The organism is Streptomyces sp. NPDC048211 (assembly GCF_043202315.1).
Taxonomy (GTDB): Bacteria; Actinomycetota; Actinomycetes; order Streptomycetales; family Streptomycetaceae; genus Streptomyces.
The window spans coordinates 1,217,188-1,242,019 of record NZ_JBIDAD010000001.1 but is presented as its reverse complement, the minus strand read 5'-3'; the positions used below and the strand labels follow the sequence as shown (position 1 = coordinate 1,242,019).

Annotated in this window: 22 protein-coding genes and 1 pseudogene; 7 read left to right on the top strand and 16 right to left on the bottom strand. The window is 71.9% G+C overall.

Annotated features, from left to right (window positions below; all coding sequences use genetic code 11):
* Window positions 1-2: 2 nt before the first annotated feature.
* The 5 genes from ACGFZA_RS05680 to ACGFZA_RS05660 all read right to left on the bottom strand — a co-directional run bounded on the left by ACGFZA_RS05680 (window position 3) and on the right by ACGFZA_RS05660 (window position 5,924).
* Complete coding sequence (locus ACGFZA_RS05680; RefSeq protein ID WP_393677654.1) at window positions 3-1,004, bottom strand: agmatine/peptidylarginine deiminase; 1,002 nt, start codon at window positions 1,002-1,004, stop codon at window positions 3-5.
* Window positions 1,005-1,029: 25 nt separating this feature from the next.
* Window positions 1,030-2,718: an urease subunit alpha gene (locus tag ACGFZA_RS05675; protein WP_385284055.1), complete on the bottom strand. Its 1,689-nt coding sequence runs from the start codon at window positions 2,716-2,718 to the stop codon at window positions 1,030-1,032.
* Window positions 2,715-3,395 carry an urease subunit gamma gene (gene ureA / locus ACGFZA_RS05670; RefSeq protein ID WP_393677328.1) on the bottom strand — a complete coding sequence of 227 codons (681 nt, stop codon included), beginning with the start codon at window positions 3,393-3,395 and terminating at the stop codon, window positions 2,715-2,717. The genes ACGFZA_RS05675 and ureA overlap by 4 nt, the downstream gene beginning before the upstream one ends.
* A 157-nt stretch (window positions 3,396-3,552) precedes the next feature.
* The gene (locus ACGFZA_RS05665; protein ID WP_385284061.1) at window positions 3,553-4,641 is read right to left on the bottom strand and encodes a branched-chain amino acid aminotransferase; all 1,089 of its coding nucleotides are present in this window, start codon (window positions 4,639-4,641) and stop codon (window positions 3,553-3,555) included.
* Window positions 4,642-4,883: 242 nt separating this feature from the next.
* Window positions 4,884-5,924, bottom strand: a complete 1,041-nt coding sequence (locus ACGFZA_RS05660) for a 3-isopropylmalate dehydrogenase (protein ID WP_385284064.1) — start codon at window positions 5,922-5,924, stop codon at window positions 4,884-4,886.
* A gap of 130 nt (window positions 5,925-6,054) precedes the next feature.
* Between ACGFZA_RS05660 and ACGFZA_RS05655 the strand changes: the two genes are divergently transcribed.
* Window positions 6,055-7,626, top strand: coding sequence for a purple acid phosphatase family protein (locus tag ACGFZA_RS05655; protein ID WP_385284067.1), 1,572 nt, complete (start codon window positions 6,055-6,057; stop codon window positions 7,624-7,626).
* A gap of 26 nt (window positions 7,627-7,652) precedes the next feature.
* On the opposite strand, the gene ACGFZA_RS05650 is transcribed toward ACGFZA_RS05655, so the two are convergent.
* Together ACGFZA_RS05650 and ACGFZA_RS05645 are read right to left on the bottom strand one after the other, a co-directional pair.
* Window positions 7,653-7,784, bottom strand: coding sequence for a hypothetical protein (locus tag ACGFZA_RS05650; protein ID WP_261991728.1), 132 nt, complete (start codon window positions 7,782-7,784; stop codon window positions 7,653-7,655).
* Between the two features lie 259 nt (window positions 7,785-8,043).
* A complete protein-coding gene (locus ACGFZA_RS05645) occupies window positions 8,044-8,928 on the bottom strand; it encodes a LysR family transcriptional regulator (RefSeq protein ID WP_385284073.1) in 885 nt (294 codons plus the stop codon).
* Between the two features lie 116 nt (window positions 8,929-9,044).
* Here ACGFZA_RS05645 and ACGFZA_RS05640 point away from each other — a divergent pair, with 116 nt between their 5' ends.
* A complete protein-coding gene (locus tag ACGFZA_RS05640) occupies window positions 9,045-10,073 on the top strand; it encodes an NADP-dependent oxidoreductase (RefSeq protein WP_393677323.1) in 1,029 nt (342 codons plus the stop codon).
* Window positions 10,074-10,085: 12 nt separating this feature from the next.
* On the opposite strand, the pseudogene ACGFZA_RS05635 reads toward ACGFZA_RS05640, so the two are convergent.
* A pseudogene (locus ACGFZA_RS05635) lies at window positions 10,086-10,608 on the bottom strand (GNAT family N-acetyltransferase).
* 99 nt (window positions 10,609-10,707) lie between these two features.
* On the opposite strand from ACGFZA_RS05635, the gene ACGFZA_RS05630 reads away from it, so the two are divergent.
* Genes ACGFZA_RS05630 through ACGFZA_RS05620 form a run of 3 tightly spaced genes read left to right on the top strand, consistent with a single transcriptional unit; the run spans window position 10,708 to window position 13,342 of the window.
* Window positions 10,708-11,280 carry a CDP-alcohol phosphatidyltransferase family protein gene (locus tag ACGFZA_RS05630; protein WP_393677321.1) on the top strand — a complete coding sequence of 191 codons (573 nt, stop codon included), beginning with the start codon at window positions 10,708-10,710 and terminating at the stop codon, window positions 11,278-11,280.
* Window positions 11,277-12,137 (top strand): phosphatidate cytidylyltransferase, encoded by an 861-nt coding sequence (locus ACGFZA_RS05625; RefSeq protein WP_393677318.1) that lies wholly within the window; start codon window positions 11,277-11,279, stop codon window positions 12,135-12,137. Before ACGFZA_RS05630 ends, ACGFZA_RS05625 begins: the two co-directional genes overlap by 4 nt.
* On the top strand, window positions 12,137-13,342 hold the full coding sequence (locus ACGFZA_RS05620) for a lysophospholipid acyltransferase family protein (protein WP_385284088.1): 1,206 nt from the start codon (window positions 12,137-12,139) through the stop codon (window positions 13,340-13,342). Before ACGFZA_RS05625 ends, ACGFZA_RS05620 begins: the two co-directional genes overlap by 1 nt.
* 92 nt (window positions 13,343-13,434) lie before the next feature.
* Here ACGFZA_RS05620 and pruA read toward each other — a convergent pair whose 3' ends face one another.
* Entirely contained in the window at window positions 13,435-15,066 is a 1,632-nt protein-coding gene (gene pruA, locus ACGFZA_RS05615) for an L-glutamate gamma-semialdehyde dehydrogenase (protein ID WP_385284091.1), read from the bottom strand.
* A gap of 38 nt (window positions 15,067-15,104) precedes the next feature.
* Window positions 15,105-16,031 carry a proline dehydrogenase family protein gene (locus tag ACGFZA_RS05610; protein ID WP_385284093.1) on the bottom strand — a complete coding sequence of 309 codons (927 nt, stop codon included), beginning with the start codon at window positions 16,029-16,031 and terminating at the stop codon, window positions 15,105-15,107.
* Window positions 16,032-16,220: 189 nt separating this feature from the next.
* On the opposite strand from ACGFZA_RS05610, the gene ACGFZA_RS05605 reads away from it, so the two are divergent.
* Window positions 16,221-17,363, top strand: coding sequence for a PucR family transcriptional regulator (locus ACGFZA_RS05605; RefSeq protein WP_393677315.1), 1,143 nt, complete (start codon window positions 16,221-16,223; stop codon window positions 17,361-17,363).
* A 254-nt stretch (window positions 17,364-17,617) separates the two neighbouring features.
* Here ACGFZA_RS05605 and ACGFZA_RS05600 read toward each other — a convergent pair whose 3' ends face one another.
* Window positions 17,618-18,046 (bottom strand): hypothetical protein, encoded by a 429-nt coding sequence (locus tag ACGFZA_RS05600; protein WP_385284099.1) that lies wholly within the window; start codon window positions 18,044-18,046, stop codon window positions 17,618-17,620.
* Window positions 18,047-18,509: 463 nt separating this feature from the next.
* On the bottom strand, window positions 18,510-18,989 hold the full coding sequence (locus ACGFZA_RS05595; protein WP_393677312.1) for a carboxymuconolactone decarboxylase family protein: 480 nt from the start codon (window positions 18,987-18,989) through the stop codon (window positions 18,510-18,512).
* A 47-nt stretch (window positions 18,990-19,036) separates the two neighbouring features.
* Here ACGFZA_RS05595 and ACGFZA_RS05590 point away from each other — a divergent pair, with 47 nt between their 5' ends.
* Window positions 19,037-20,455, top strand: coding sequence for a PLP-dependent aminotransferase family protein (locus ACGFZA_RS05590; RefSeq protein WP_393677310.1), 1,419 nt, complete (start codon window positions 19,037-19,039; stop codon window positions 20,453-20,455).
* Window positions 20,456-20,501: 46 nt separating this feature from the next.
* Here ACGFZA_RS05590 and ACGFZA_RS05585 read toward each other — a convergent pair whose 3' ends face one another.
* From ACGFZA_RS05585 to ilvC, 4 genes are all read right to left on the bottom strand, one after another.
* Window positions 20,502-21,023: a hypothetical protein gene (locus tag ACGFZA_RS05585; protein WP_393677308.1), complete on the bottom strand. Its 522-nt coding sequence runs from the start codon at window positions 21,021-21,023 to the stop codon at window positions 20,502-20,504.
* 156 nt (window positions 21,024-21,179) lie between these two features.
* Window positions 21,180-21,791 carry a TetR/AcrR family transcriptional regulator gene (locus ACGFZA_RS05580; protein WP_393677306.1) on the bottom strand — a complete coding sequence of 204 codons (612 nt, stop codon included), beginning with the start codon at window positions 21,789-21,791 and terminating at the stop codon, window positions 21,180-21,182.
* Between the two features lie 94 nt (window positions 21,792-21,885).
* Window positions 21,886-23,478 carry a phosphoglycerate dehydrogenase gene (gene serA, locus ACGFZA_RS05575; RefSeq protein WP_385284113.1) on the bottom strand — a complete coding sequence of 531 codons (1,593 nt, stop codon included), beginning with the start codon at window positions 23,476-23,478 and terminating at the stop codon, window positions 21,886-21,888.
* A 273-nt stretch (window positions 23,479-23,751) separates the two neighbouring features.
* On the bottom strand, window positions 23,752-24,753 hold the full coding sequence (gene ilvC / locus ACGFZA_RS05570; RefSeq protein WP_385284115.1) for a ketol-acid reductoisomerase: 1,002 nt from the start codon (window positions 24,751-24,753) through the stop codon (window positions 23,752-23,754).
* Between the last annotated feature and the right edge of the window lie 79 nt (window positions 24,754-24,832).

The window sequence follows — 24,832 nt, the reverse complement described above, 5'->3', positions numbered from 1 at the left end:
GTTCAGACCTTCGGCTGCTGCTGGGTGATGCAGTGGATGCCGCCGCCCCCGGCGAAGATCGCGCGGGCGTCGACGAGTGTCACCGTACGGCCGGGGAAGAGCCGGCGGAAAATCCCGGCGGCGAGCTCGTCGCGCGGGTCGCCGAAGGCGCAGAGGACGACGCCGCCGTTGCAGAGGTAGTGGTTGATGTAGGAGTAGTCGACCCATTCCCCGCCGGCCCGCAGCACGGTGGGCGCCAGGACCTCCACGACCTCCAGCGGCCGCCCCTTCGCGTCGGTGGCGGCGCGCAGGATGCGGACGGTCTCCCGGGTGATCCCGTGGTCCGGGTGGGCCGGGTCCGGCTGGACGTGGGCGACGACCGTGCCGGGCCGGGCGAAGGCGGCGACGATGTCGACATGGCCGAGTGTGCCGTACGTGCCGTAGTCGCCGGACAGCCCCCGGGGCAGCCAGATGGCCTTCTCGGTGCCCAGGCGGGCGTGGATCTCGGCCTCGACCTCCTCGCGGGTGCGGCCGGGGTTGCGTTCCTTGCCGAGCTGGACGGTCTCCGTGAGCAGGACGGTGCCCTCGCCGTCGACGTGGATCGCGCCGCCCTCGTTGACCAGGGGCGAGCCGTGCACGGGGGCCCCGGCGAGCTCGGCGACGGAGCGCGCGATGTGGCGGTCGTGCTCCCAGCGGGCCCAGCCCTGGGCTCCCCAGCCGTTGAACGTCCAGTCGACGGCCGCCAGTTCATCGCCGTCGGTGACGAAGGTGGGGCCGATGTCGCGCATCCAGGCATCGTCGAGCGGGCGCACCGCCAGCTCGATGTCCGGGCCGAGCAGGGCGCGGGCGCCGGCCTCCTGGCCGGGGCCGACGACCATCGTGACGGGTTCGAAGCGGCGCACGGCGTGGGCGACGGCGGCCCAGGCGCGGCGGGCCTCGTCGAGTTCGGCGGCGGAGGCGAAGGTGGGGTTGGGGCCGGGCCAGGCCATCCAGGTGCGTTCGTGCGGGGCCCATTCGGGGGGCATGCGGAAGGTCACGGAGCGGGGGTCCTTACAGGAAGTAGAGCCGGTTGAGGGAGACCGAGTCGGCGGGTTCGGAACTGAGCGGGTCTCCGTCCAGGGTGACCAGACCGCTGCGTCCGTCCACGTCGACCGTTCCGGTACGGGAGTTGAGGCGCAGGTCGGCGGGGCCGATGCCGCGTGTGCCCCGGACGCCGACACGTCGTCTGCGCGTCGGCATGGCGTCCGCTCCCAGCTGGGTGGCGGCCTGCGAGACGAAGGCGACCGAGAGATCGGCGGCGGTCGCCCCGTACGCGCCGAACTGCGGTCCGAGGACGAGGGGTTCGCAGGTGTCCGTGGCGGCGTTGGGGTCGCCGGTGACGCCGTAGGCGGGGAAGCCGGACTTCAGGACCAGTTGCGGTTTCGCGCCGAAGAACTCGGGCCGCCACAGCACGATGTCGGCCAGCTTCCCGGTCTCGATGGAGCCGATCTCGTGCGCGAGGCCGTGGGCGATGGCCGGGTTGATGGTGAGCTTGGCGATGTAGCGCAGCACCCGGGCGTTGTCGTCGCCCGGCCCGTCGCCCTCCATCGGGCCGAGCTCGGCCTTCATCTTCCCGGCCATGGCGAAGGTGCGGCGGACCGTCTCACCGGCCCGGCCCATGCCCTGGGCGTCGGACGAGGTGATCCCGATGGCGCCGAGGTCGTGCAGCACGTCCTCGGCCCCCATCGTCCCGGCCCTGATCCGGTCGCGGGCCATGGCGGCGTCGCCGGGCAGGTCCGTCTTCAGGTCGTGAACGGAGACGATCATCCCGTAGTGCTCGGCGACCGCGTCCCGGCCGAAGGGCAGGGTGGGGTTGGTGGAGGAGCCGATGACGTTCGGCACGCCCGCCATCTTCAGGACGTTGGGTACGTGGCCGCCGCCGCAGCCCTCGATGTGGAAGGCGTGGATGGTCCGGCCCTCCAGGACGCGCAGGGTGTCCTCGACCGACAGGCACTCGTTCAGCCCGTCGCTGTGCAGGGCCACCTGGACGTCGTACTCCTCGGCGACGCGCAGCGCGGTGTCCAGGGCGCGGGTGTGGGCTCCCATGTCCTCGTGGACCTTGAACCCGCAGGCCCCGCCCTCGGCGAGCGCCTCGACGAGCGGCGCCCGGTGGGAGGAGGAGCCGCGGCCCAGGAAGCCGATGTTGACCGGCCAGGCGTCGAAGGCGTTGAAGGCGTGGCGCAGGGCCCACGGCGAGTTGACGCCGACACCCCAGACCGGGCCGAACTCCTGGCCGATGACCGTGGTGACGCCGGAGGCGAGCGAGGCCTCCATGATGCGCGGCGAGAGCAGATGGACATGGGTGTCGACGGCGCCGGCCGTGGCGATCATGCCCTCGCCGGACACGATGGACGTACCGGTGCCGACGACGACGTCCACCCCGTCGAGGGTGTCCGGGTTCCCGGCCCTGCCGATCGAGGAGATCCGGCCCTCGCGGATGCCGATGGACACCTTCCGGATGCCCTGCACGGCGTCGATGACCAGCACGTTGCTGATCACGACGTCGCAGGTCTCCCGGACGGCGGCGGCCTTGAGGTGGAGGCCGTCGCGGGCGGTCTTGCCGAATCCGGCGAGGAACTCGTCGCCGGGCTTCTGGGCGTCGGACTCGACCCTGACGGTCAGCCCGGAGTCGCCGAGCCTGACCCGGTCACCGGCGCGCGGGCCGTGCACGGAGGCGTACTCGTACGGGTCGATGCTCATCGCGCGGCCCCCAGGTAGCCGCAGGCCACGGCGCGCCGCAGCGCCTCCTCGCGGGCGCCGGGCGCGTCGAGGGGGCCGTCGACCAGCCCGGCGAACCCGATCGCGACGCGCTCGCCGCCGATGGGCACCAGCCCCACCCCGACGCGCTCTCCCGGTCCGAAACGGACCGAGGATCCCGCGGGCACGGCCAGACGCATCCCGTACGCCGCCGCGCGGTCGAAGTCGAGCCGCGGATTGGCCTCGAAGAAGTGGAAGTGCGAGGTGACGGAGACCGGGACGGTCGCGGTGTTGTGGACGGTCAGCCGCAGCGCGGGCTCCGGCTCGGGCGCCGCCGGTCCGGGGACGACGGCGCCGGGCGCCTCGTCGCCGAGGCCCTCGCCCAGCGGCCGCGCGACCACGGCGAGCCGCGAACCGTCGTCGAAGACGGCCTCCACATGGACCTCGGTGACGACATCGGCGACCCCGGGCAGCACGTCGTCCGGGCCCAGCACCCGGCGCGCGGCCTCGATCGCCTCGGCGAGCCGGCGCCCGTCGCGGGCCGCCTCGCAGACGGTGTCCGCGATCAGGGCGGTGGCCTCGGGGACGTTGAGCTTCAGTCCGCGGGCCCGGCGGGCCCGGGCCAGCTCGGCGGCGCCGAAGAGCAGCAGCCTGTCACGTTCGGTCGGCGTCAGTCGCACGTCGTCGCACCTCCTGGTTAGAGCAGCACTCTAACCAGCAGGCTGGAGAAAATGAAACCCTTAGCAGGTAGGTTCGAGCATCGCTCCAAATCCTGGAGAGCAGAAAGGCCGCGCCCCCCGGGGGCGCGGCCTTTTCTGCTACGGGTGACCGGCTCGGCTAGCCGAGCGGGTGCATCCAGCCGTGGGTGTCCTCGGCGGTGCCGCGCTGGATGTCCAGCAGGCGCTCGCGCAGCTTGAGGGTGACCGGGCCGGGCGTGCCGTCGCCCTGGGTCCATTCGCCGCTCGCGCTCTTCACGGTGCCGACCGGGGTGATGACGGCGGCGGTACCGCAGGCGAAGACCTCGGTCAGGGTGCCGTTCGCGGTGTCGTCGCGCCACTGGTCGATGGAGACGCGGTTCTCCTCGGGCTCGTAGCCGAGGTCCGCGGCGAGCCTGAGGAGCGAGTCACGGGTGATGCCCGCGAGCAGGGAACCGGTCAGCGCCGGGGTGACGATCTTGTTCCCGTACACGAAGTACAGGTTCATCCCGCCGAGTTCCTCGACCCACTTGTGCTCGACGGCGTCGAGGTAGGCCACCTGGTCGCAGCCCTTGGCCGCGGCCTCGGCCTGGGCGAGGAGGGACGCGGCGTAGTTGCCGCCGGTCTTGGCGTCGCCCATGCCGCCCGGGACGGCGCGGACGCGGTCCTCGGAGAGCCAGATGGAGACGGGCTTCACACCGCCGGGGAAGTAGGCGCCGGCCGGCGAGGCGATCACCAGGAAGAGGTACTCGTTGGACGGCCGCACCCCGAGACCGACCTCGGTGGCGATCATGAACGGGCGCAGGTAGAGCGACTCCTCGCCGCCGTGGGCGGGGACCCAGGCCGCGTCCTGCTGGACGAGCGCGTCACAGGCCGCGACGAACGTCTCGACGGGCAGCTCGGGCATCGCGAGCCGGCGGGCGGACGACTGGAAGCGCTCGGCGTTGGCTTCGGGGCGGAAGGTGGCGACGGTGCCGTCGGGCTGGCGGTAGGCCTTCAGGCCTTCGAAGATCTCCTGGCCGTAGTGCAGCGTCATATTGGCGGGGTCGATCGACAGCGGCGCGTACGGGACGAGCTGGGCGTCGTGCCAGCCGCGGCCGTCGGTCCACTTGATCGTCACCATGTGGTCGGTGAAGTAGCGGCCGAATCCGGGCTTGACCAGGATCGCCTCGCGCTCCGCATCGGACAGCGGGTTCGAGGAGGGCTTGAGCTCGATCGTGGGCGTCGTCATGAGTGCTTGTCCTTCACCGGTTTTGTGTGTGTAGGACCACGCCCACGCCAGCTCCTGTCGGACAGGTGCTAGGACGTCCGAGCTTCGTGGCAAGCCACGGTCCCGTTCGATTATCTCTCGCGGGTGGCTGTGCACGAAATGACGTGAATGCGGTCCAGGGTTCGATGGTGACACCCGGGGCCGCACAGGAGAAGCCGCCGGGTGCGTGTGCGACCCGGCGGCTTCGTAAGGGAGTCGTCGGATCAGCCCGCTACGCGTACCGCGAGGGCGTCGCCGATCTCGTCGGTGCTGCGGGCGGTCCCGTCGCGCTCCGCGAGGTCGGCGGAGACTGCGTCCTCGATGCGCACGGCCTCGGCCTCGTAGCCGAGGTGGCGCAGCAGGAGGGCGACGGAGAGGATCGTGGCGGTCGGGTCGGCCTTGCCCTGGCCCGCGATGTCGGGGGCCGAGCCGTGGACCGGCTCGAACATCGACGGGAAGGCACCCGTCGGGTTGATGTTGCCGGAGGCGGCCAGGCCGATGCCGCCGGAGACGGCCGCGGCGAGGTCGGTGAGGATGTCACCGAAGAGGTTGTCGGTGACGATGACGTCGAAGCGCTCCGGCTGGGTGACGAAGAAGATCGTCGCGGCGTCGACGTGCAGGTAGTCGGTGGTGACCTGGGGGTACTCGGCCGCGACCTTGTCGAAGGTGTTCTTCCACAGGTGGCCCGCGTAGACGAGGACGTTGTTCTTGTGGACCAGCGTCAGCTTCTTGCGCGGGCGGGCGGCGGCCCGCTCGAAGGCGTCGCGGACGACGCGCTCGACGCCGAAGGCCGTGTTGAGGCTGACCTCGGTGGCGACCTCGTGCTCCGTGCCGGTGCGCAGCGAACCGCCGTTGCCGGTGTACGGGCCCTCGGTGCCCTCGCGGACGACGACGAAGTCGATGTCCGGACGGCCGGCCAGCGGGGTCGCCGTGTTCGGGAACAGCTTCGACGGCCGCAGGTTGATGAAGTGGTCGAAGGCGAACCGCAGCTTCAGCAGGAGCCCGCGCTCCAGCACGCCGGAGGGCACGGACGGGTCGCCGATCGCGCCGAGCAGGATGGCGTCGTGCCCCTTGAGGGCCTCCAGCTCCGCGTCCGGGAGGGTTTCGCCGGTGCGGTGCCAGCGCTGGGCACCAAGGTCGTACTCCTTGGTCTCCAGCTTCACGTCCTGCGGGAGAACAGCGTTGAGGACCTTGAGGCCCTGGGCCACGACCTCCTGGCCGATACCGTCACCGGGGATCACTGCGAGATTGATGCTGGAAGCCATGTCCGGCACGATACTGCGCGTCCCACCCCATGACACGTCACGTCCACTATGCGGACACATGGGCAGCTGTACGTGTACCGTTCACCTACTCGACGGAGTGCCGTCAGGGAACGGGTGGAGGTTGTCGCCCATGGACATCCCCCGCTTCGGCATCCCCGAGAAGCTCGCCGACCGCATGAGCATGGCCGAGCAGCACGACTACCTGCGGACCCGGCTGACCCGACGCGGTGTGCTGCGTACGAGCGTGGCGACAGCCGCCGTCGCAGGCGCCGGCCTCGGCACCTCGCTGGCCGCCTCGCCCGCCTACGCCACTCCCGCGGTCCTCACCTCGCACAGCACCACCCGGGTGGACGGCTCGCTGGTCGCGCCGTTCGGCCGGCACCTGGCGTACGGCGCCGACCCGAAGACGCAGATGGCGGTCTCCTGGCAGGTCCCCTTCGCGGTGCGCCGCCCGTACATCCGGATCGGCCTGAAGCCGTGGGCGCTGAGCCGGAAGATCGACGCCGAGGTGCGCCACCTCACCACGCCGCTGCTGAACGACGGCAAGATCGCGGCCGCCGAGCAGTACTACGTGCACGCGGCCCTGGAGCGCCTCAAGCCCGGCACGACGTACTACTACGGCGTCGGCCACGACGGCTTCGACCCGGCCGACACCCGCAACCTGGGCACGCTCGGCACCTTCACCACGGCGCCCTCGCGCGCCGGGACGTTCACCTTCACCGCCTTCGGCGACCAGGGCGTCAGCTACCACGCGCTCGGCAACGACCAGCTGATCCTGGGCCAGAACCCCGCCTTCCACCTGCACGCGGGCGACATCTGCTACGCCGACCCCTCGGGCTCCGGCCAGAGCAGCGACACGTACGACGCGCGCACCTGGGACCAGTTCCTGGCGCAGACGGAGACGGTCTCCAAGACCGTGCCGTGGATGGTGACGACCGGCAACCACGACATGGAGGCCTGGTACTCGCCCGACGGCTACGGCGGCCAGAACGCCCGCTGGACCCTGCCGGACAACGGCCCGGACCCGGTCAACCAGCCCGGGGCGTACTCCTTCGTGCACGGCAATGTCGGCGTGATCGCGCTCGACGCCAATGACGTGTCGTACGAGATCCCCGCCAACTTCGGCATCAGCGGCGGCAAGCAGACGCGCTGGCTGGACCGGCGCCTGGGTGAGCTGCGGGCCCGCCACGACATCGACTTCCTGGTCGTCTTCTTCCACCACTGCGCCTTCTCCACGACCAACGCACACGCCTCGGACGGCGGGGTGCGCGACGCCTGGGTGCCGCTCTTCGAGAAGCACCAGGTGGACCTGGTCATCAACGGGCACAACCACGTCTACGAGCGCACCGACGCGATCCTGAAGAACGCGGTGCAGCGCAAGGTGCCGATCGGCGAGCGCACCGACCCGACGCGGGACGGCATCGTGTACGTCACGGCGGGCGGCGCGGGCAAGGCGCTGTACAACTTCCCGGCGCCGGACAGCTACGAGGGGCATGTCGCGGACCGGGAGAGCGTGGACACGTACCACGTGGTCAAGGGCGGCGGTAAGGCCGTCGAGAGCGTGGAATGGTCCCGGGTGCGCTACACCGGGTTCTCGTTCCTCGCGGTGGAGGTGGAGCCCGGACGGAACGCGCGCATGAAGGTCACCGCGCTCGCCGAGTCCGGGGAGCGCATCGACCACTTCGAGATCAGCCGCGGCTGAGAGGCCGCGCCGAAGGGCTGTCCGGTTCAGTGACCGGTGGAGCCGCCGTTGTCCCTGCGGTCGAGCGCGCGCTGCAGGGCGGCGGCGGCATTCTGCCGCTCGGACTCGGTCGGGCGGTGGGTGTGACGGACGCGGCGGCGGACAGTGGTCTCGGCCATGGTGGATCGACTCCTTGAGATCGCGAGGATTTCGAGATCGAAAAATCGTGAACGTGATGTCGAGATCAGGGATTTCGAGGTGCCGGAAGGGGCGGGGAGCAGGCGCCGCAGGGGTTGCCTGCTTCGGGGCGCACGCTCACGACCGCCAGTCGCTTGATCTAGCGAGACGTTCGGCTTCTACAAAGCTAAGGCAGCCGTGCCGGTCTGTCTCCACAATTACTCGGACTTCCTACTATCTGAGACGGAGGTTTACGCCGGCTCACCCCCCGCTCACTCTCAGCTCCCTGATGAGCGCCCGGACGGCGAGCGATCGTCCCAGCTCAGGGGTGGTGACGTAGCCCACTGAACGCGTCGGCCGCTCCGGCCCGAGAGCAGCGATCGCGACCGTGTCCGGTGCTCCTTCCAGGGACAGTTCGGGCATGATCGCCATGCCGAGACCACGGGCCACCATCGAGAGCACCGCTCCGTCGTCCTCCGCCTCCACCGTCGCCGGGGGAATCCAGTCCTGGGCGGCCCACCATTCGCGGGTGTACGAGGTGCAGCTCTCCGCCCAGTCGAGCAGCGGGAGCGTCCGCGGCGCCGGATGACCGGCCGGGTGCACCAGCGCGTACGCCTCCTCCCGCAGCACTCCCCCGACCAGTTCCTCCGGTACGGGGGAACTGGCGCCGATCGTCGCGATCCCCAGGTCCGCACGGCCGTCCAGAACCTCGCCCGCGGTCCCCCGTCCCACTTCCCGGACCACCCGCACCCTCGGCTCGATCCCCGGGTGGCGGGCCCGGAGTCGTTCCAGGGCGGGTGGCAGCAGATGGAGAGCGGCGCTGCGGAAGGCCGCGATCCGCAGCGGCCCGGCCGGCACGCCCCCGCCCCCGGGTACGGCCGCCGCCGCTCGTGCCTCGGAGCCCATGACCTCCAGCAGTCGCAGCACGCGCCGGGCGTGCGCGACGGCGCTCGCACCCGCCGCGGTGGGCCGGGCGCCCTTCCGGCCGCGGTCGAAGAGGACCGCCCCGATCCTGCCCTCGCTGGTCCGGATCGCGTGGGAGACGGCCGACTGGGTCATGTCCAGCGCCACCGCGGCACCGGAGAAACTGCCGGCGCTCTCGACCGCGACGATGATCCGCAGTTCGTGCGGGCTCAGATCGGTCATGGTGTGGATCCCCCTCGTTCCCCGTTCCCGTTTCCATGAACGGCGTTCATGGAAACGGTCTTTCCATCGACGCAACCCTCTGCCGGGCCTATCGATTCCTTCCTACGGTCACTGCCATGACGACGACACGCACGGCCCTCGCCTTCCACCTGACCGCCCGCCCCACGGGATTCCCCACTCCCGGTCTCTTCTCCCTGACCGAGGCCCCGGTCCCCGTCCCCGGCCCGGGCGAGGCCCTGGTGGAGAACCTCTACCTCTCCGTGGACCCGTACCACCGCGAGGAGATGGACGGCGGCTGGGAACTGAACACCCCGTTGGAGGGCCGCGCGATCGGCCGGGTCATCGACTCCCGCGACCCCGCCCTCGCCGAGGGCGACCTGGTCTTCCACCGGCACGGCTGGCGCACCCACGCCCTGGTCACGGCCGGTGTCCACGGCACCCGCAAGCTCCGCTCGTACGAAGGGGTGCCCCTGACCGCCCATCTCTCCATCCTCGGCGGCACGGGCCTGACCGCCTATGTGGCGCTCACCCGCACACTGGAGTTCAGGGCGGGCCAGGACCTGTTCGTCTCCGCCGCCGCGGGCGGGGTCGGAACGGCGGTGGGCCGGATCGCCCGGCTCCTCGGCGCCGGACGGATCGTCGGCAGCGCGGGCTCGGCCGCGAAGGTCGCACGGCTGACCGGTGAACTCGGTTTCGACGCGGCCTTCGACTACCACGACGGCCCGGTCGGCGAGCTGCTGGCGAAGGCGGCACCGGACGGGATCGACGCCGTCGTCGACAACGTGGGCGGGGACCATCTGGAGGGTGCGATCTCCGCACTCCGCGACCATGGCCGGATCGCCTGGGTCGGCGCGATCGCCCAGTACCACTCCGCGGGCCGGCCTCCGGCCGCTCCGCGCAACCTCTACGACGTGGTGGGGAAGAGCCTGCGCCTCGAAGGTGTGCTGGTCCGCAACTACACGGACACACAAGGCGAGTTGGAGGATCTTCTGGTCCCGCATCTGCGGAGCGGCCGGATCGCTCCCGACGTCACGGTCGTCGACGGCTTCGAGCGGACCGTGGACGGCTTCCTGGGCATGCTGCGGGGCGAGAACACCGGCAAGATCCTGATCCGTACCGGAGCGGAGAGCCCGTCCGGCGGCTGACGACGCGGACCCTCACAGCACGTCCCCGTCCCGCCAGTCGAAGACCAGCACCTCCGCCGCGGGCGTCCCGCCCGACGGAACCGCGGCGCCCCCGGCCCCCCGGACGTACGTGCTGCCCTCCTCGTCCGGCAGCCGCTCCACCCCGTGCGGCCCCTGCACGGCGATCCGCCCGGGCCACACCGTCCGACGCGGACAGGGCCCCGAAGGCGTAGGCCCCGTCGACGACCTCCTCCAGCGCGGCCATCACCCGCCCGCCGAGCCCCTCCCGCCGCCGGTCGGCCCGGACGGCGACGCCTTCGACGTAGCCGACTCTGCGGGAGCGGCCCGCGTGGACCACCCGCCGCTGCACGACGCTGCCGTGCGCGAGCAGCCCACGCGCGTCGCGTACGTACGCGTGGATGCCGCCGAGCGTGTGGTCCCAGTCGTCCTCGCCGAACGTGCCCGCGAACGCGGTGTCCAGGAAGGCGTGGATCTCGTCGAGTGCGGCCGGGGCCAGCCGGCAGGTGTGCGCGGTGCGCAGGATCGGATCACTCATGCCGCCCAGCCTCCCAGGCACCTCCCCACCGGGTACTCAGCCGGCAGGTGAGTACCCGGACCGTGTCGAAAAGCTGTGCGGCGGACGAGAGTTGGTCCCATGAACGGCCTCTACGCTCTCAAGCCCTGGTACGCGGACCGGCTCTCCGGTGTCCGCGCCACGCTGGTCCGCCGCGAGGTGTCACCCGACACCCTCACCGCCGCCGGCGTGGTCGCCGCCGCCGGTGCCGCCGCCGCACTGGCCTGGCTGCCCGCCGGCCCCGCCGCGCTGCCGGTCGCCGTACTGCTCGCGGCCCGGCTCGCCTTCGCCAACCTGGACGGGGCGCTGGCCCGCGACACGGGCCGCACGACCCGGCGCGGAGCGGTACTGAACGAGCTCGGCGACCGGGTCGCGGACCTGGTCGTACTGGCGGGCTTCCTGGCGCTCGCGCCCCTGTGGCTGGTGGCCGTCGCCGCGCTCGCGGCGACGCTGCCGTCCTGGGTGTCGCTGGCCGGCGCCGCGGCCGGGGCGCCGCGGCGCAACGGCGGTCCGGTCGGCAAGACCGAGCGCTGCCTGCTGGTCGTGGTCGCCGCGGCGAGCGGCTGGACCGTCCCCGTACTGATCGTGATCGCCGCCGGCTCGCTGCTCACGGCGGCGCTCCGGCTGGCGGGGCTGTGGAGGGAGCTGGCATGAGCGCCGTACTGATCGCCGAGGAGGCGGCCGCGCGGGCGGTGCCGCTGGTCGCGGGTGTGCTGGGGGCGGGCGGGGTAGCCGTCGCGGTGCTCCCCTCGAAGGTGCGGATGCGGGCCGAACTGCGCAGGCGGTGGCGGACCTGGGCGCTGGTCGCGCCGGTGTTCCTGGGGGCGTACTTCCTGGGCGGCGGGGGTACGTACGCGCTGGCCGCGGGGCTCGGGGTGATCGCGGCGAGCGAGTTCGTCCGGATGGCGGGGCTGCGGCGCGGCGACCATCTGGTCCTGGCGGCGGCCGCTGTCGTCCTCCCGGCGCTGGCCTGGCTGGCTCCGGACGTCCTGGACCTGCGGATGGCGGCACTGCTGCTGGTCGCGGCCGCGCTGCCGTCCGTACTGGCCGGTGACGACCGCTCGGGCTTCACCCGGACCGCCCGCACGGCGTTCGGGCTGCTCTGGATCCCCGTCGCGCTGACGGGCCTGGTGACGCTCGGCGAGACGGGTGTCGCGGTGGGCCTCGCGGTGGCGCTCGGCGATGTGGGCGCCTGGTGCGGTGGTACGGCGCTGGGCCGGCGGGGTCCGCTCGCCCGGCCGCTGTCGCCGCTCTCCCCCAACAAGACCTGGGCGGGCGTCCTCGGCGCGGCCGCCGCGACGGCCGGACTCCTGCTCGTGCTCGGCGCGTTCAGCCTCCCCCTGTGGGCGGCGGTGGCCGGCGGCTGTGTGCTCGGCGATCTGATCGAGTCCATGGTCAAGCGCGAGTCGGGCGTGAAGGACGCGGGCAGCTGGCTGCCCGGCTTCGGCGGCCTGCTCGACCGGATCGACTCCCTGCTGGTGGCCCTTCTCCTGGCGATGGTGATGACGTGATGAGCACCCTCCTGAGCATCCCGGCCCGAGCCGTGCTCCCCCGCCGCTCCCGGGTCGCCGCCGCGCTCCGGCGCGGGCTGTGGTGGGGCGTGCTCAGCCTCACCGGCGGAGTCGAGCGGCGCGGCCGGCTGCCGCGCGGCGGCTGTGTCGTGGTCGCCAACCACGCCTCGCACGCGGACACCGCGGCCCTCCTCGCGGCGCTCGACGCCCGGCACAGCCCGGCGATCGGGGCGGCGGCCGACTACTGGTTCGCCTCCCCGTGGCGGCGCCGGATCTGCCGCAGGCTGGCGGCCGGCTTCCCGGTGCGGCGAGGCGGCGGCGGGATGGAGGACCTGCTCACGATGGCCGGTGAACTGCGGGCGGGCCGGGCGGTCGTGCTGTTCCCCGAGGGCACCCGGGCGGAGGACGGCACGCTGGGCACCTTCCACCGGGGCGCGCTCGTCCTGGCCGAGGAGGCCGGCGTACCGGTCGTACCGGTGGGGATCGCGGGGACGGACCGGCTGCTGCCCAAGCACGGACGGCTGCGTTCGTCGCTGGTCCGGGTGACGATCGGCGAACCCCTGCCGTCGGCCGTCTCCCCGGAGGAGGCCCGCGACGCGGTGGTGGCCCTGCACACGCGTGCGCTCGCCGAGCCGCTGAGGGACTCCGCGACACGGCGCCGGGTGGCGGCGGTCGTCACCTCGCGCCTGGGTGTGCCGCTGGCGTTCTGCTGGGCGTTCGCGGAGGCGCTGAGCTGGCCGCTGATGCCGGAGCTGCTGCTGGGCGTGGTCTGCGTGGCGGTGCCGCGCGCGGCGCTGCGGATGTCCCTGGGCGCGCTGGCGGGCAGCCTGGCGGGCGGCCTGCTGGCCCTCCACCTGGCCTCGGCCGGCGTTCACCTGCCCGCGCCACTGACGACGGACCGGATGCGGGCGGAGGTCCGGCACGAACTGGCCCTGGAGGGTGCGTCCGCCGTGCGCCACCAGCCGTGGAACGGCATCCCGTTCAAGGTGTACGGCGCCGAGGCGGGCCGCGCCGGGGTTCCGGCCGCCGACTGGCTCGTGGCCTCGGCGACGGCCCGTGGCTCCCGCACGCTGACGGTGGGCCTCGCGTTCGCCGGCTTCGGCCTCCTGATGCGCCGCCACCGCCGCCGGTACGGCCGCTACCTGGCGGTGCTGGGCGGCGGGTTCGCGGCGGGGCTGTCCCTGATCGTGCACGGCTGGGGGTGAGCCGTGCGCCCCGTACATGGAAACCGCCCCCCGGCCGGCAGGGGAACCGGGCGGGAGGCGGTGTTCGGGGCGGGGCAGTGCCCCGGAGGGCGTCAGCCCTGGTGGGGGTAGGTGTACTCGGTCGGCGGGACCAGCGTCTCCTTGATGGCCCGGGTCAGGGTCCAGCGCTGGAGGTTCTGCGGGGCGCCCGCCTTGTCGTTCGTACCCGAGGCACGGCCGCCGCCGAAGGGCTGCTGGCCGACGACGGCGCCGGTCGACTTGTCGTTGATGTAGAAGTTGCCCGCGGCGTACCGCAGCTTCTCCATCGTGTGCGCGGCCGCGGCGCGGTCGTTCGCGATGACGGCACCGGTCAGGGCGTAGTCGGAGACCGACTCCATCTGCTCCAGCATGGCGTCGTAGTTCTCGTCCTCGTAGACGTGCACGGCGAGGATCGGGCCGAAGTACTCGGTCGTGAAGACCTCGTTCTCGGGGTCGCTGCACTCGATGACGGTCGGGCGGACGAAGTAGCCCACCGAGTCGTCGTACGTGCCGCCCGCGATGATCGTGCACGCCGGGTCGGCCGCGGCACGGTCGATGGCGGCCTTGTTCTTCGCGAACGAGCGGTCGTCGATGACGGCGCCCATGAAGTGCGACAGGTCGGTGACGTCGCCCATGGTGATGGAGTCGACCTCGGCCGCGAACTTCTCCTTGAAACCGGAGTTCCAGATGGAGGCGGGGACGTAGGCGCGCGAGGACGCCGAGCACTTCTGGCCCTGGTACTCGAAGGAGCCGCGGGTCAGCGCGGTCTTCAGGACGGCGTGGTCCGCCGACGGGTGGGCGACGACGAAGTCCTTGCCGCCGGTCTCACCGACGAGCCGCGGGTAGGTGCGGTAGTTGGCGATGTTGTTGCCGACCGTCTTCCACAGGTGCTGGAAGGTGGGGGTCGAGCCGGTGAAGTGGATGCCGGCCAGGTCGCGGTGGTTCAGGGCCACCTCGGAGACCGCGATGCCGTCGCCGGTCACCAGGTTGATGACGCCCTTGGGCAGACCGGCCTCCTCCAGGAGCTGCATCAGCAGCACGGCGGCGTGGGTCTGCGTCGGGGACGGCTTCCAGACCACCACGTTGCCCATGAGGGCGGGGGCGGTGGGCAGGTTGGCGGCGATGGCCGAGAAGTTGAACGGCGTGATCGCGTAGACGAAGCCCTCCAGCGGGCGGTGGTCCATGCGGTTCCACACGCCGGCGGAGTTCGCCGGGGGCTGCTCGGCCAGGATCTGGCGCGCGTAGTGCACGTTGAAGCGCCAGAAGTCGACGAGCTCACAGGGGCAGTCGATCTCGGCCTGCTGGGCGGTCTTGCCCTGGCCGAGCATCGTGGAGGCGGCGAGCGTCTCGCGCCAGGGGCCGGAGAGCAGCTCGGCGGCGCGCAGGATGATCGCCGCGCGGTCGTCGAAGGCCATCGCGCGCCAGGCCGGGGCGGCGGCGAGGGCGGCGTCGACCGCGTCCTGCGCGTCCTGCTCGGTCGCGCCGGCGTACGTGCCGATGACGGCCTTGTGGTTGTGGGGCTGCACGACGTCGAAGCGCTCGCCGCCGCCCATCCGCTTCTCGCCGCCGATGGTCATCGGCAGGTCGATCGGGTTCTGGCTGAGCTCCTTGAGCTTCGCCTCCAGGCGGGCGCGCTCCGGGGAGCCCGGGGCGTAGGAGTGGACCGGCTCGTTGACCGGCGCGGGGACCTGGGTCACAGCGTCCATGAGTTCCGTTGCTCCTTAGGTAGAGAGGTGGAGGGGGCTCAGCCCTTGGTGAGGATGGAGCGGCCGAAGAACAGCAGGTTGGCCGGCTTCTCCGCGAGGCGTCGCATGAAGTAGCCGTACCAGTCGGTGCCGTACGCGGTGTAGACACGCATGCGGTGGCCCTCGGCCGCGAGCCGGATGTGCTCGTCGCTGCGGATGCCGTACAGCATCTGGAACTCGTACTCGTCGAGCTTGCGACCGGCCTTGCGGCCCAGCTCCTGGGCGATGGCGATCAGGCGCGGGTCGTGGGACCCGATCATCGGGTAGCCCTCGCCCTCCATCAGCGTCTTCAGGATGCGGACGTACGCCTTGTCGATCTCGGCCTTGTCCTGGTACGCGACGGAGGCGGGCTCCTTGTAGGCGCCCTTCACGATGCGCACGCGGCTGCCGGCGTCGGCCAGGCGGCGGGCGTCGTCCTCGGTGCGGAAGAGGTAGGCCTGGATGACGCAGCCGGTCTGCGGGTAGTCCTTCCGCAGCTCCTCGTGGATGGCGAACATCGAGTCGAGGGTGGTGTGGTCCTCGGCGTCCAGGGTGACCGTGGTGCCGATCGCTGCGGCGGCCTCGACGACCGGGCGGACGTTGGCGAGGGCCAGCTCGTGGCCGTTCTCCAGCGCCTGGCCGAACATGGAGAGCTTGACGGACATCTCCGCCTTCGTGCCCAGGCCGAGGTCCTTGAGGCGGCCGATGAGCTCCAGGTAGGCGTCGCGCGCGGCGGCGGCCTGCTCGGGAGTCGTGATGTCCTCACCGACCACGTCGAGGGTGACCTCAAGGCCCTTGCCGGTGGCGTCCTCGATGACCGGGACGACGTGCTCGACCGTCTCACCGGCGATGAACCGGTCGACGACCTGCTTCGTGCCCGGGGCGGCCGAGATGAAACGGCGCATCTTGTCGCTGCGTGACGCGGCGAGAATCACGGGACCCAGCACGGGGCACCTCCACGGAAAGTACGAACGAAGGCCGAACCGCTACAAGTGCCCGATAGGGAACAGAAGCGGTACAGCACGGAGAACCACCGTGAAATCTAAGGATCCCTCCGATCCTGTGCCATCGACAGCTGTCACGCATCCGTGCCCTGGATCTCAGACATATGTCTGAAGGGGTGCGAGAATGGCCGGGTGAAGGGCGATTACCAGGAGCTGGTCGACGAGATCTCCGCGCTGCTCGGCGTCCCCGCGACGCTGGAGAACCGTGACTTCGGCCTGGTCGCCTTCGGGGCACACGACAGCGACGACGACACGGCGATGGACCCGGTCCGCACCCGTTCGATCCTGACCCGCCGCTCGACCCCCGCGGTCCGCGCCTGGTTCGAGAACTTCGGCATCACCCGCGCCACCGGCCCCGTCCGCATCCCGGCCGCCCCGGAGGCCGGTGTCTACCGGGACCGGATCTGCCTGCCCGTACGCCATCGGGGTGTCGTGCTCGGTTACGTATGGCTGCTGGACGCCGACCCGGGGCCGACCGACCATCAGCTCGACGCGGCGATGGACGTGGCGGCCCGGATCGGGGCGCTGCTCTCCGACGAGGCACGGGCGGGCACGGACCTGTCCCGGGAGTTCGGCGCGGTCCTCACGGCGGGGCGCGGCTGGCAGCGCGACATGGCGGTGGCCGCGCTCGCCGAGGCGCTCGGGCCGGACGCGGAGGGGCTGCACACGGTGGTGTGTGTGACGCCGTGGCCGGACGAACCGCCCTCGGTGCGTACGGTGCCGTCGGCGGCGGCCCTGTCCGGCGCGACCTCGCCGGGCCTGGCGGGGTCCCCGGCGCTGGCCGCGCTGGTCCGCCTGCGGTCGCACGACGTCCTGGACCCCGCGCTCACCGCCGCCGACCGGCTGCGCACCACCGCGGGGACGGCCGCCACCGCCGGGATCGCGGTTCCGCGCCGCGGACTCGCCGAACTGGCCGACGCCTGGCACGAGGCATCGGCCGCGGCCCGGGCGGCAGCGGCGGAGACCCGGTTCGGCCCGGTCGCCGAGTGGGCGGCCATCGGCCCGTACCGCCTGCTGACCGCGCTCACGCCCGGCGCGCTCCCGGACCGCTCGGTCCGCCCGCTGCTCAGCCCACCGCACCGGGATCTGGCCCGTACGGCGGAGGTGTTCCTCGACTGCGCGGGCCAGGCGTCCCGGACGGCCGCCGAGCTGGGCATCCACCGGCAGACGCTGTACTACCGCCTCTCCCGGGTCCAGCAGCTCACCGGCCTCGACCTGAACGAGGGCGAGGACCGGCTGCTGCTGCACATGGCCCTGAAGACCTCCCGGCTCTGAGGTCCTTCCGGAATCCGCCACAGGGCCCTCGCAACACGCGGTCGACCCGGCCCGACGCCCAGGACATCGGGCAGTGACGGCGCCGGGCGACAGCATCCCGGCGGCGCCACGGCCACCGTCCGCACGAAGGCGTCGACGGTGTCGTCGCCGCAGGGCGAAACCCGGCCGCCGCACCCGAAGCCGCCCTCGCGGTCTCCGATCGTCGTGGCCGCGCCACTGCGGGCGGCCGGCTCCAGGGCGGCCGCCCCCGTCGTTCAGTGGTCGTTGTTCACGACGTGCGTGACGTCGCCGACCGGGCCCGAACCGGACTTGGTCAGGTACATCCGGAACCTGATGTCCACCTCGGGCAGGTTGTGGAAGGCGATGCCGTCGCCGGCGTTGGCCGTCTGCACGTCACCGGCGCCCGACGCCTGCAGGGTGTACAGGAGTTGACCGGTGCCGTCCATGAACACGCCGAGGAGGACGCTGTAGCCGTCGGCGTCGAAGTCGGTCAGGTAGACGTAGTCGCCGTGCTCGGCGAAGCACAGGCGTCCGCCCTGGTCGACCGAGCCGATCGAGTCCGACTCGTCGGTGTACCAGACGTGGTCGCAGTCGACGGCCTGTGCGGGGGAACCGACGGCAACGGTTCCGGCGGTGGCGAGGAGAGCCGCCGCGCCGGCGACGAGCAGTTGCTTCATGCGCATGAGTGGAACCTTTCGAGCGGAAGGAATCCGGGTCGGCCGGCGGACACGGCCCGGCCGATCAGTCGGCATGATCATGCCAGAAGCGGCGATCGCCGCCGCCGACGCCTCCGGTTGCCGGCCTACGCGCCCGGCGGCGCGTCACATGAGGCAACTGGCGTCGAGGGCGCCCGGAATGAATCCGCGTCGAGGACTCCTCAGGACGGCCCCGGGCGGACAGCTGCCGCTGGCGGACCGTTGCGGACGGCTCGGATTCCGCGCCGGCTCCGCCCCGCACAAGCACCCGCGCCGCGCCCGAGAGACCGACGTGCCCGGTGCGCTCCCGCAGATCACGGGGTACGGAGGCGGGCCCGCAGATCACGGGGTACGGAGGCGGGCGCCGGTCCGGGGCCCGCGCGCCCGCGCGCCCGCCCGTTCGTTCGTCCGTCCGTCCGTCCGTCCGAGGAACCTGCGGGTCCGCCGGTCGCTACGCCGCCCGCTCGTCCGTGCCGGGCACCTTGGCGGTGGACAGGGCGATGCGGTTCCAGGTGTTGATGGTGAAGATCAGCGCCAGGAGTCCGGCGAGCCGCGTCTCGTCGAACACGGCCGCCGCACGGGCGTAGACGTCGTCGGGGACTCCGCCGCGGGAGACCAGGGTGACGGCCTCGGTCAGCGCCAGCGCGGCCTGCTCCTCCGCGGTGAAGAAGTGGGCCGCCTCCCGCCAGAGGGCCACCATGTGCAGCCGCTCCTCGCTCTCCCCCGCCTTGCGCGCGTCGGTGGTGTGCATGTGGAGGCAGTAGGCGCAGCCGTTGAGCTGCGAGGAGCGGATCTGTACGAGTTCGACCAGGGCGGGGTCCAGGTCCTGGCGTGCGGCGGCGTCGAAGCCGATGAGGGCCTTGAACGCCTTCGGGGCGGCCTTGGCGAAGTTGAGGCGAGGGGCGGCGACTGCTGCTTCGTGGTTCGTCATGTCCTCTACGTTATGAGCCGTAAAGACCTCGCGTAGGGTGCATTTTCATGTCGGATTCATGGGTCAATTCCGCGGAGCGGATCGGCAGCGATCTGCTCCTCGACCTGGCCGGACCGGGCAGCCGCCGGGCCGTCCTCATCCGCGCGCTGCGCGACGCCGTACGGGACGGGAGGCTGGCCCCCGGGACCCGGCTGCCGCCCTACCGGTCGCTCGCCGCCGATCTCGGCCTGGCCCGCAACACGGTCGCCGACGCCTACGCCGAGCTGGTCGCGGAAGGCTGGCTGACCGCCCGTCAGGGTTCCGGGACCCTGGTCGCCCGGCGCGCCGCGCCCGTGGCGTCCGCCCGCGTACCGAAGAGGCCGCCGCACCGTCCGGCGGGCCCGGTCCACGACCTGCGGCAGGGCAGGCCGGACGCCGGTTCGTTCCCGCGCACCGCCTGGCTCTCCGCCTCCCGGCGCGCCCTGAACGCGGCGCCGAACGACGCCTTCGGCCCCGGTGACCCCCAGGGCCGGATCGAGCTCCGCCGCGCTCTCGCCGACTACCTGGGGCGCTCGCGCGGCGTCCGCACCACTGCCGAGCGGATCGTGATCTGCTCGGGATTCGCCCATGCCCTGCGGCTGCTGACGGGGGCCGGTGTCCTGCACGGCCCGCTGGCCGTGGAATCGTACGGGCTCGGTTTCCACCGGTCGGTCCTGGACGCCGCCTCGGTGCGCACGGTCCCGCTGGCACTCGACGAGGACGGCGCGCGCGTCGACGAGCTGACCGGGCTGTCCGGTGTACGGAGCGTCCTGCTGACTCCGGCTCATCAGTTCCCCACCGGAGGACCACTGCATCCGGAGCGCCGCTCGGCCGTGGTCGACTGGGCGCGCGCCCGGGGCGGCCTGGTCGTGGAGGACGACTACGACGGGGAGTTCCGGTACGACCGGGAGCCGGTGGGTGCGGTGCAGGGACTGGATCCGGACCGGGTCCTCTATGCCGGCTCGGTCAGCAAGAGCCTGTCACCGGCGGTCCGCCTGGGCTGGATGGTGCTGCCGGAACGGCTCGTCGACCGGGTACTGGCCGCGAAGGGCGAACGTGAGGCCTGGGCGAGCGTGCCGGACCAGCTGACCCTCGCCGAGCTGATCACGTCGGGCCGGTACGACCGCCATGTCCGCAGGATGCGCCGGAGCTACCGCGAGCGCCGTGACCGGCTCGTCGCGGCCCTCGCCGAGCACGCCCCGCACATCACCCCCACCGGCATCGCGGCGGGTCTGCACGCCGTCCTGCGGCTGCCGCCCGGCACCGAGCAGTCCACGGTCAAGGCCGCCGCCTGGCAGGGCCTCGCCCTGGACGGACTGGACGGCTTCCGCCATCCGGCCGCGACGGCGACGGCCCCGGACGGCCTGGTCGTGGGCTACGCCGCCCCGCCGGACCACGCGTTCACGGCCGCGCTGGAGGCACTCTGCCGGGCGCTGCCGCCGGCCTGACGGAGTCCGTGGGCGCGCTTCGCGGAGCCGGCCCCGGGGACACGGCCTACAGCCAGGGCGGCGGGTCGGGGGCGACGATCGGGCGGTCGCTGACGACGGCGGCCATGACCAGAGGGGCGTCCCCGTCGCTGTGCCCGACGCTCACCGCGACCCACCGGCCCTGTGCGGACACCGGTCCCCACGCGCTCAGGTCGCCGTAACAGTCCTCGTCGAGCAGCGCCTCGAACAGCGCCGGTACGGAAGCCGGTTCGCCGTGCTCCCTGAGGAGCAGCGCCACATGGACCGCCACCCGGTGGTGGCCTCCCCAGCGGGCCTCCAGCTCCCCGACGAGCGCGGCCAGTTGCGCCTCGGCCGCCTCCTCCGCCTCGTCCGCCCCGTCGTCGGGGGAAGCGCCCTCCCAGAGCGGAACGATCCGGAAGCCCTGCCCCGTGGTGACCGTCCACTCGCCCGTGACCGGGTCCCCGTGGGCCTCCGTCGGCCCGGCGGCCGGCAGGGGCGCGGTCAGCAGGGCGTCGATGTCGGCGACGGCCCGCGCGATGTCGAAGGTCTCCCCCGCCCGGGCGCTCATCGCGGGCCGCCGTTCCTTCGGGGTTCCTGGACTCGCCGCCTCATCCGCCACCACTCCCTGCCTGCGCCGACTCCCGGGCTACGTCGACGACGTTACCGGGTGGGCGCGCACGGAACGGAGGAAAGGCTGCCCCGCCCTCCCCGGCGGGATCCGCTCTCAGGCGGAGGTGTCCGGGGCGGTGGGGCCGACCCGGCCTTCCAGTACCGCCTTCAGCCCGTCCGTCAGGTCCTGTGCCGAGGGCGCCGATTCGCTGTCCATCAGCCACTGGACCATGACGCCGGCAAGCAGCGCCTGGCAGAAGAGCCCGGCCACGCGCGCCTTCTCGGGGTCGGTCCCGGGGTCGATGCCCAGCATGTTCTCGGCGAGGCCGTCGCGGCCCTCGCGCTGCGGGCCGGCGAGGGCCTTCTGGAGCTCGGGGTCGGAGTCGATCCGGGAGATGACCTCCATCTGGAGCTGCCAGACGGCGCGGGTCTGCTCATAGCTGCCGATCACCCGCTCCCAGGTCTCGCGGAACTGGTCGAGCGGCGCCGGGGGCACCTCGTGGGCGCTCTCGTCCGCGTCACCCTCCTTGGTCAGCACGTCCCCCCACTCCTCCGTCACCTTGAGGAAGGCGAGGTTGAGCAGGGCCTCCTTGGAGCCGTAGTGGTAGCCGATGGAGGCGAGGTTCGTTCCCGAGGCCGCCACGATGTCACGCGCCGTCGTCCGGGCGTACCCCTTCTCCAGCAGGCAGCGCTTGGCGCCTTCGAGCAGATCCTCACGATGTCCCATGACAGCAGCGTACCCGGCATGTGGACGTTTGTGTAAGACGCACGTCTACATGCCGGGTGCGGTCGGTCCGGGAGCGGCCCCGGACCGTAAGGAATCAGGCGGTGAGGTTCACCGAGCGGGCCGAGGCCGCGCCGATCTCCGAGGAGATCTCGGTCAGCACCGACACCGGGACGTCGTCGTCCACGGTGAGGACGACCAGCGCCTCGCCACCCGCGGCGGCCCGGGAGACCTGCATGCCCGCGATGTTCAGGCCGGCCTCGCCGAGGATCTTGCCGACCGCGCCGACGACGCCGGGGCGGTCGTCGTAACGCAGCACGACCATGTGGTCGGCGAGCGCCAGGTCCACATCGTGCTCGCCGATCGCGACGATCTTCTGGAGGTGCTTGGGGCCGGCCAGCGTGCCGGAGACCGCGATCTCCTCACCGCTGGACAGCGTGCCGCGCACGGTGACCACGTTGCGGTGGTCGGGCGACTCGGAGCTGGTGGTGAGGCGGACCTCGACACCGCGCTCCTGCGCGAACAGCGGGGCGTTCACGTACGAGACGGTCTCGTCGACGACGTCCTCGAAGACGCCCTTGAGCGCGGAGAGTTCGAGCACCTTCACGTCGTGCTGGGTGATCTCGCCGTACACCTCGACGTCGAGGCGGGCCGCGACCTCGCCCGCGAGGGCGGTGAAGATCCGGCCGAGCTTCTCGGCGAGCGGCAGTCCGGGACGGACGTCCTCGGCGATGACGCCGCCCTGGACGTTGACCGCGTCCGGCACGAGCTCACCGGCGAGCGCGAGGCGCACCGACTTGGCGACCGCGATGCCGGCCTTCTCCTGGGCCTCGTCCGTGGAGGCGCCGAGGTGCGGGGTGCAGACGACCTGGTCGAACTGGAAGAGCGGGGAGTCCGTGCAGGGCTCCTTGGTGTAGACGTCGAGGCCGGCTCCGGCGACACGGCCCTCCTTGAGGGCGGAGGCGAGCGCCTCCTCGTCGACGATGCCGCCACGCGCGGCGTTGACGATGCGCACCGAGGGCTTCACCTTGTGCAGCGCCTCGTCGCCGATCAGGCCGAGCGTCTCCGGGGTCTTGGGGAGGTGCACGGTGATGAAGTCGGAGACCTCCAGCAGCTCGTCCAGCGAGAGGAGCTTGACGCCCATCTGCGCGGCACGCGCCGGCTGGACGTAGGGGTCGTACGCGACGATCTTCATGCCGAAGGCCGACATGCGCTGCGCGACCAGGACGCCGATGCGGCCGAGGCCCACGACGCCGAGGGTCTTCTCGCTCAGCTCGACGCCGGTGTACTTGGAGCGCTTCCACTCGCCGTTCTTGAGGGCGGTGTTGGCCTGGGGGATGTTGCGCGCGGTGGCGACGAGCAGGCCGCAGGCGAGCTCGGCGGCGGTGACGATGTTGGAGGTCGGTGCGTTCACGACCATGACGCCGGCCTTGGTGGCCGAGGAGACGTCGACGTTGTCCAGACCGACGCCCGCGCGGGCGACGACCCTCAGCTTCTTCGCGGCGGCGATGGCCTCGGCGTCGACCTTGGTGGCGGAGCGCACCAGGATGGCGTCGACATCGACGATCGCGGGGAGGAGCTCGGCGCGGTCCGCGCCGTTGCAGTGCCGGATCTCGAAGTCCGGTCCCAGGGCGTCCACCGTGGCGGGCGACAGCTCTTCAGCGATGAGTACGACAGGTTTCGAGCTCACGTGAGTCCTCACAGATCCAGTGCGGACGGCCGTCCCGACGGCCGCAGGCGGTGGAGGGGCTTGCCGCGTGGAAGACGCACGACACTGTGGGCCTGACGCGTGTATGTGTGGAGAAGTGTAGTCATGCGCGACGACGCATACTGCGCCCCGTTGGAAGGATCACCCACATGAGGCTGGACGACTTGTACACACGTACGACGCCGCCTCTTCCAGCGGTGAAGCAGGAACAACGCCGAAGGGGCGGGTCCGGGACCCGCCCCTCAGGCATCGGGGTTACGCGTCGTCGTCGTTGACCCAGCTCATGAGCTTGCGGAGCTCACGGCCGGTGGTCTCCAGCAGGTGGTCGCTGTCGGCCTTCTTGTACTCGTTGTACTTGGGCAGACCGTTGTGGTACTCGGCCATCCAGGCGTTGGCGAAGGTGCCGTCCTGGATCTCGGCGAGGACCTTCTTCATCTCGGCCTTGGTGGCGTCGGTGATGATCCGCGGGCCGGTGACGTAGTCGCCCCACTCGGCGGTCTCCGAGATGGACCAGCGCATCTTCTCCAGGCCGCCCTCGTACATGAGGTCGACGATGAGCTTCAGCTCGTGGAGGCACTCGAAGTACGCGATCTCCGGCTGGTAACCGGCCTCGGTCAGCGTCTCGAAACCGGCCTTGACCAGGGCGGCGGTGCCACCGCAGAGGACGGCCTGCTCACCGAACAGGTCGGTCTCGGTCTCCTCGGTGAAGGTCGTCTTGATGACGCCGGCGCGGGTGCCGCCGATGCCCTTGGCGTACGACAGGGCGAGCTCCAGGCCCTTGCCCGTGGCGTCCTGCTCGACGGCCACGATGCACGGAACGCCGCGGCCCTCCTCGTACTGGCGGCGGACCAGGTGGCCCGGGCCCTTCGGGGCGACCATGCAGACGTCGACGCCGGCCGGCGGCTTGATGAAGCCGAAGCGGATGTTCAGGCCGTGGCCGAAGAACAGCGCGTCGCCGTCCTTGAGGTTGTCCTTGACGGACTCCTCGTAGACCTGGGCCTGGATCGGGTCCGGAACCAGGATCATGATGACGTCGGCCTCGGCGGCGGCCTCGGCCGGGGTCACCACGCGCAGGCCCTGCTCCTCGGCCTTGGCCTTGGACTTGGAGCCCTCGTGCAGACCGACACGGACGTCGACACCCGAGTCGCGCAGCGACAGCGCGTGGGCGTGGCCCTGGCTGCCGTAGCCGAGGACCGCGACCTTGCGGCCCTGGATGATGGACAGGTCGGCATCGTCGTCGTAGAACAGCTCGGCCACTGGGTCTTCTCCTTGGTGTGCAGGTGTTGCGTCCCACCGTACGGCGGGGTGCGTCAGTTACGTTTTCGGGTCTCGCCAT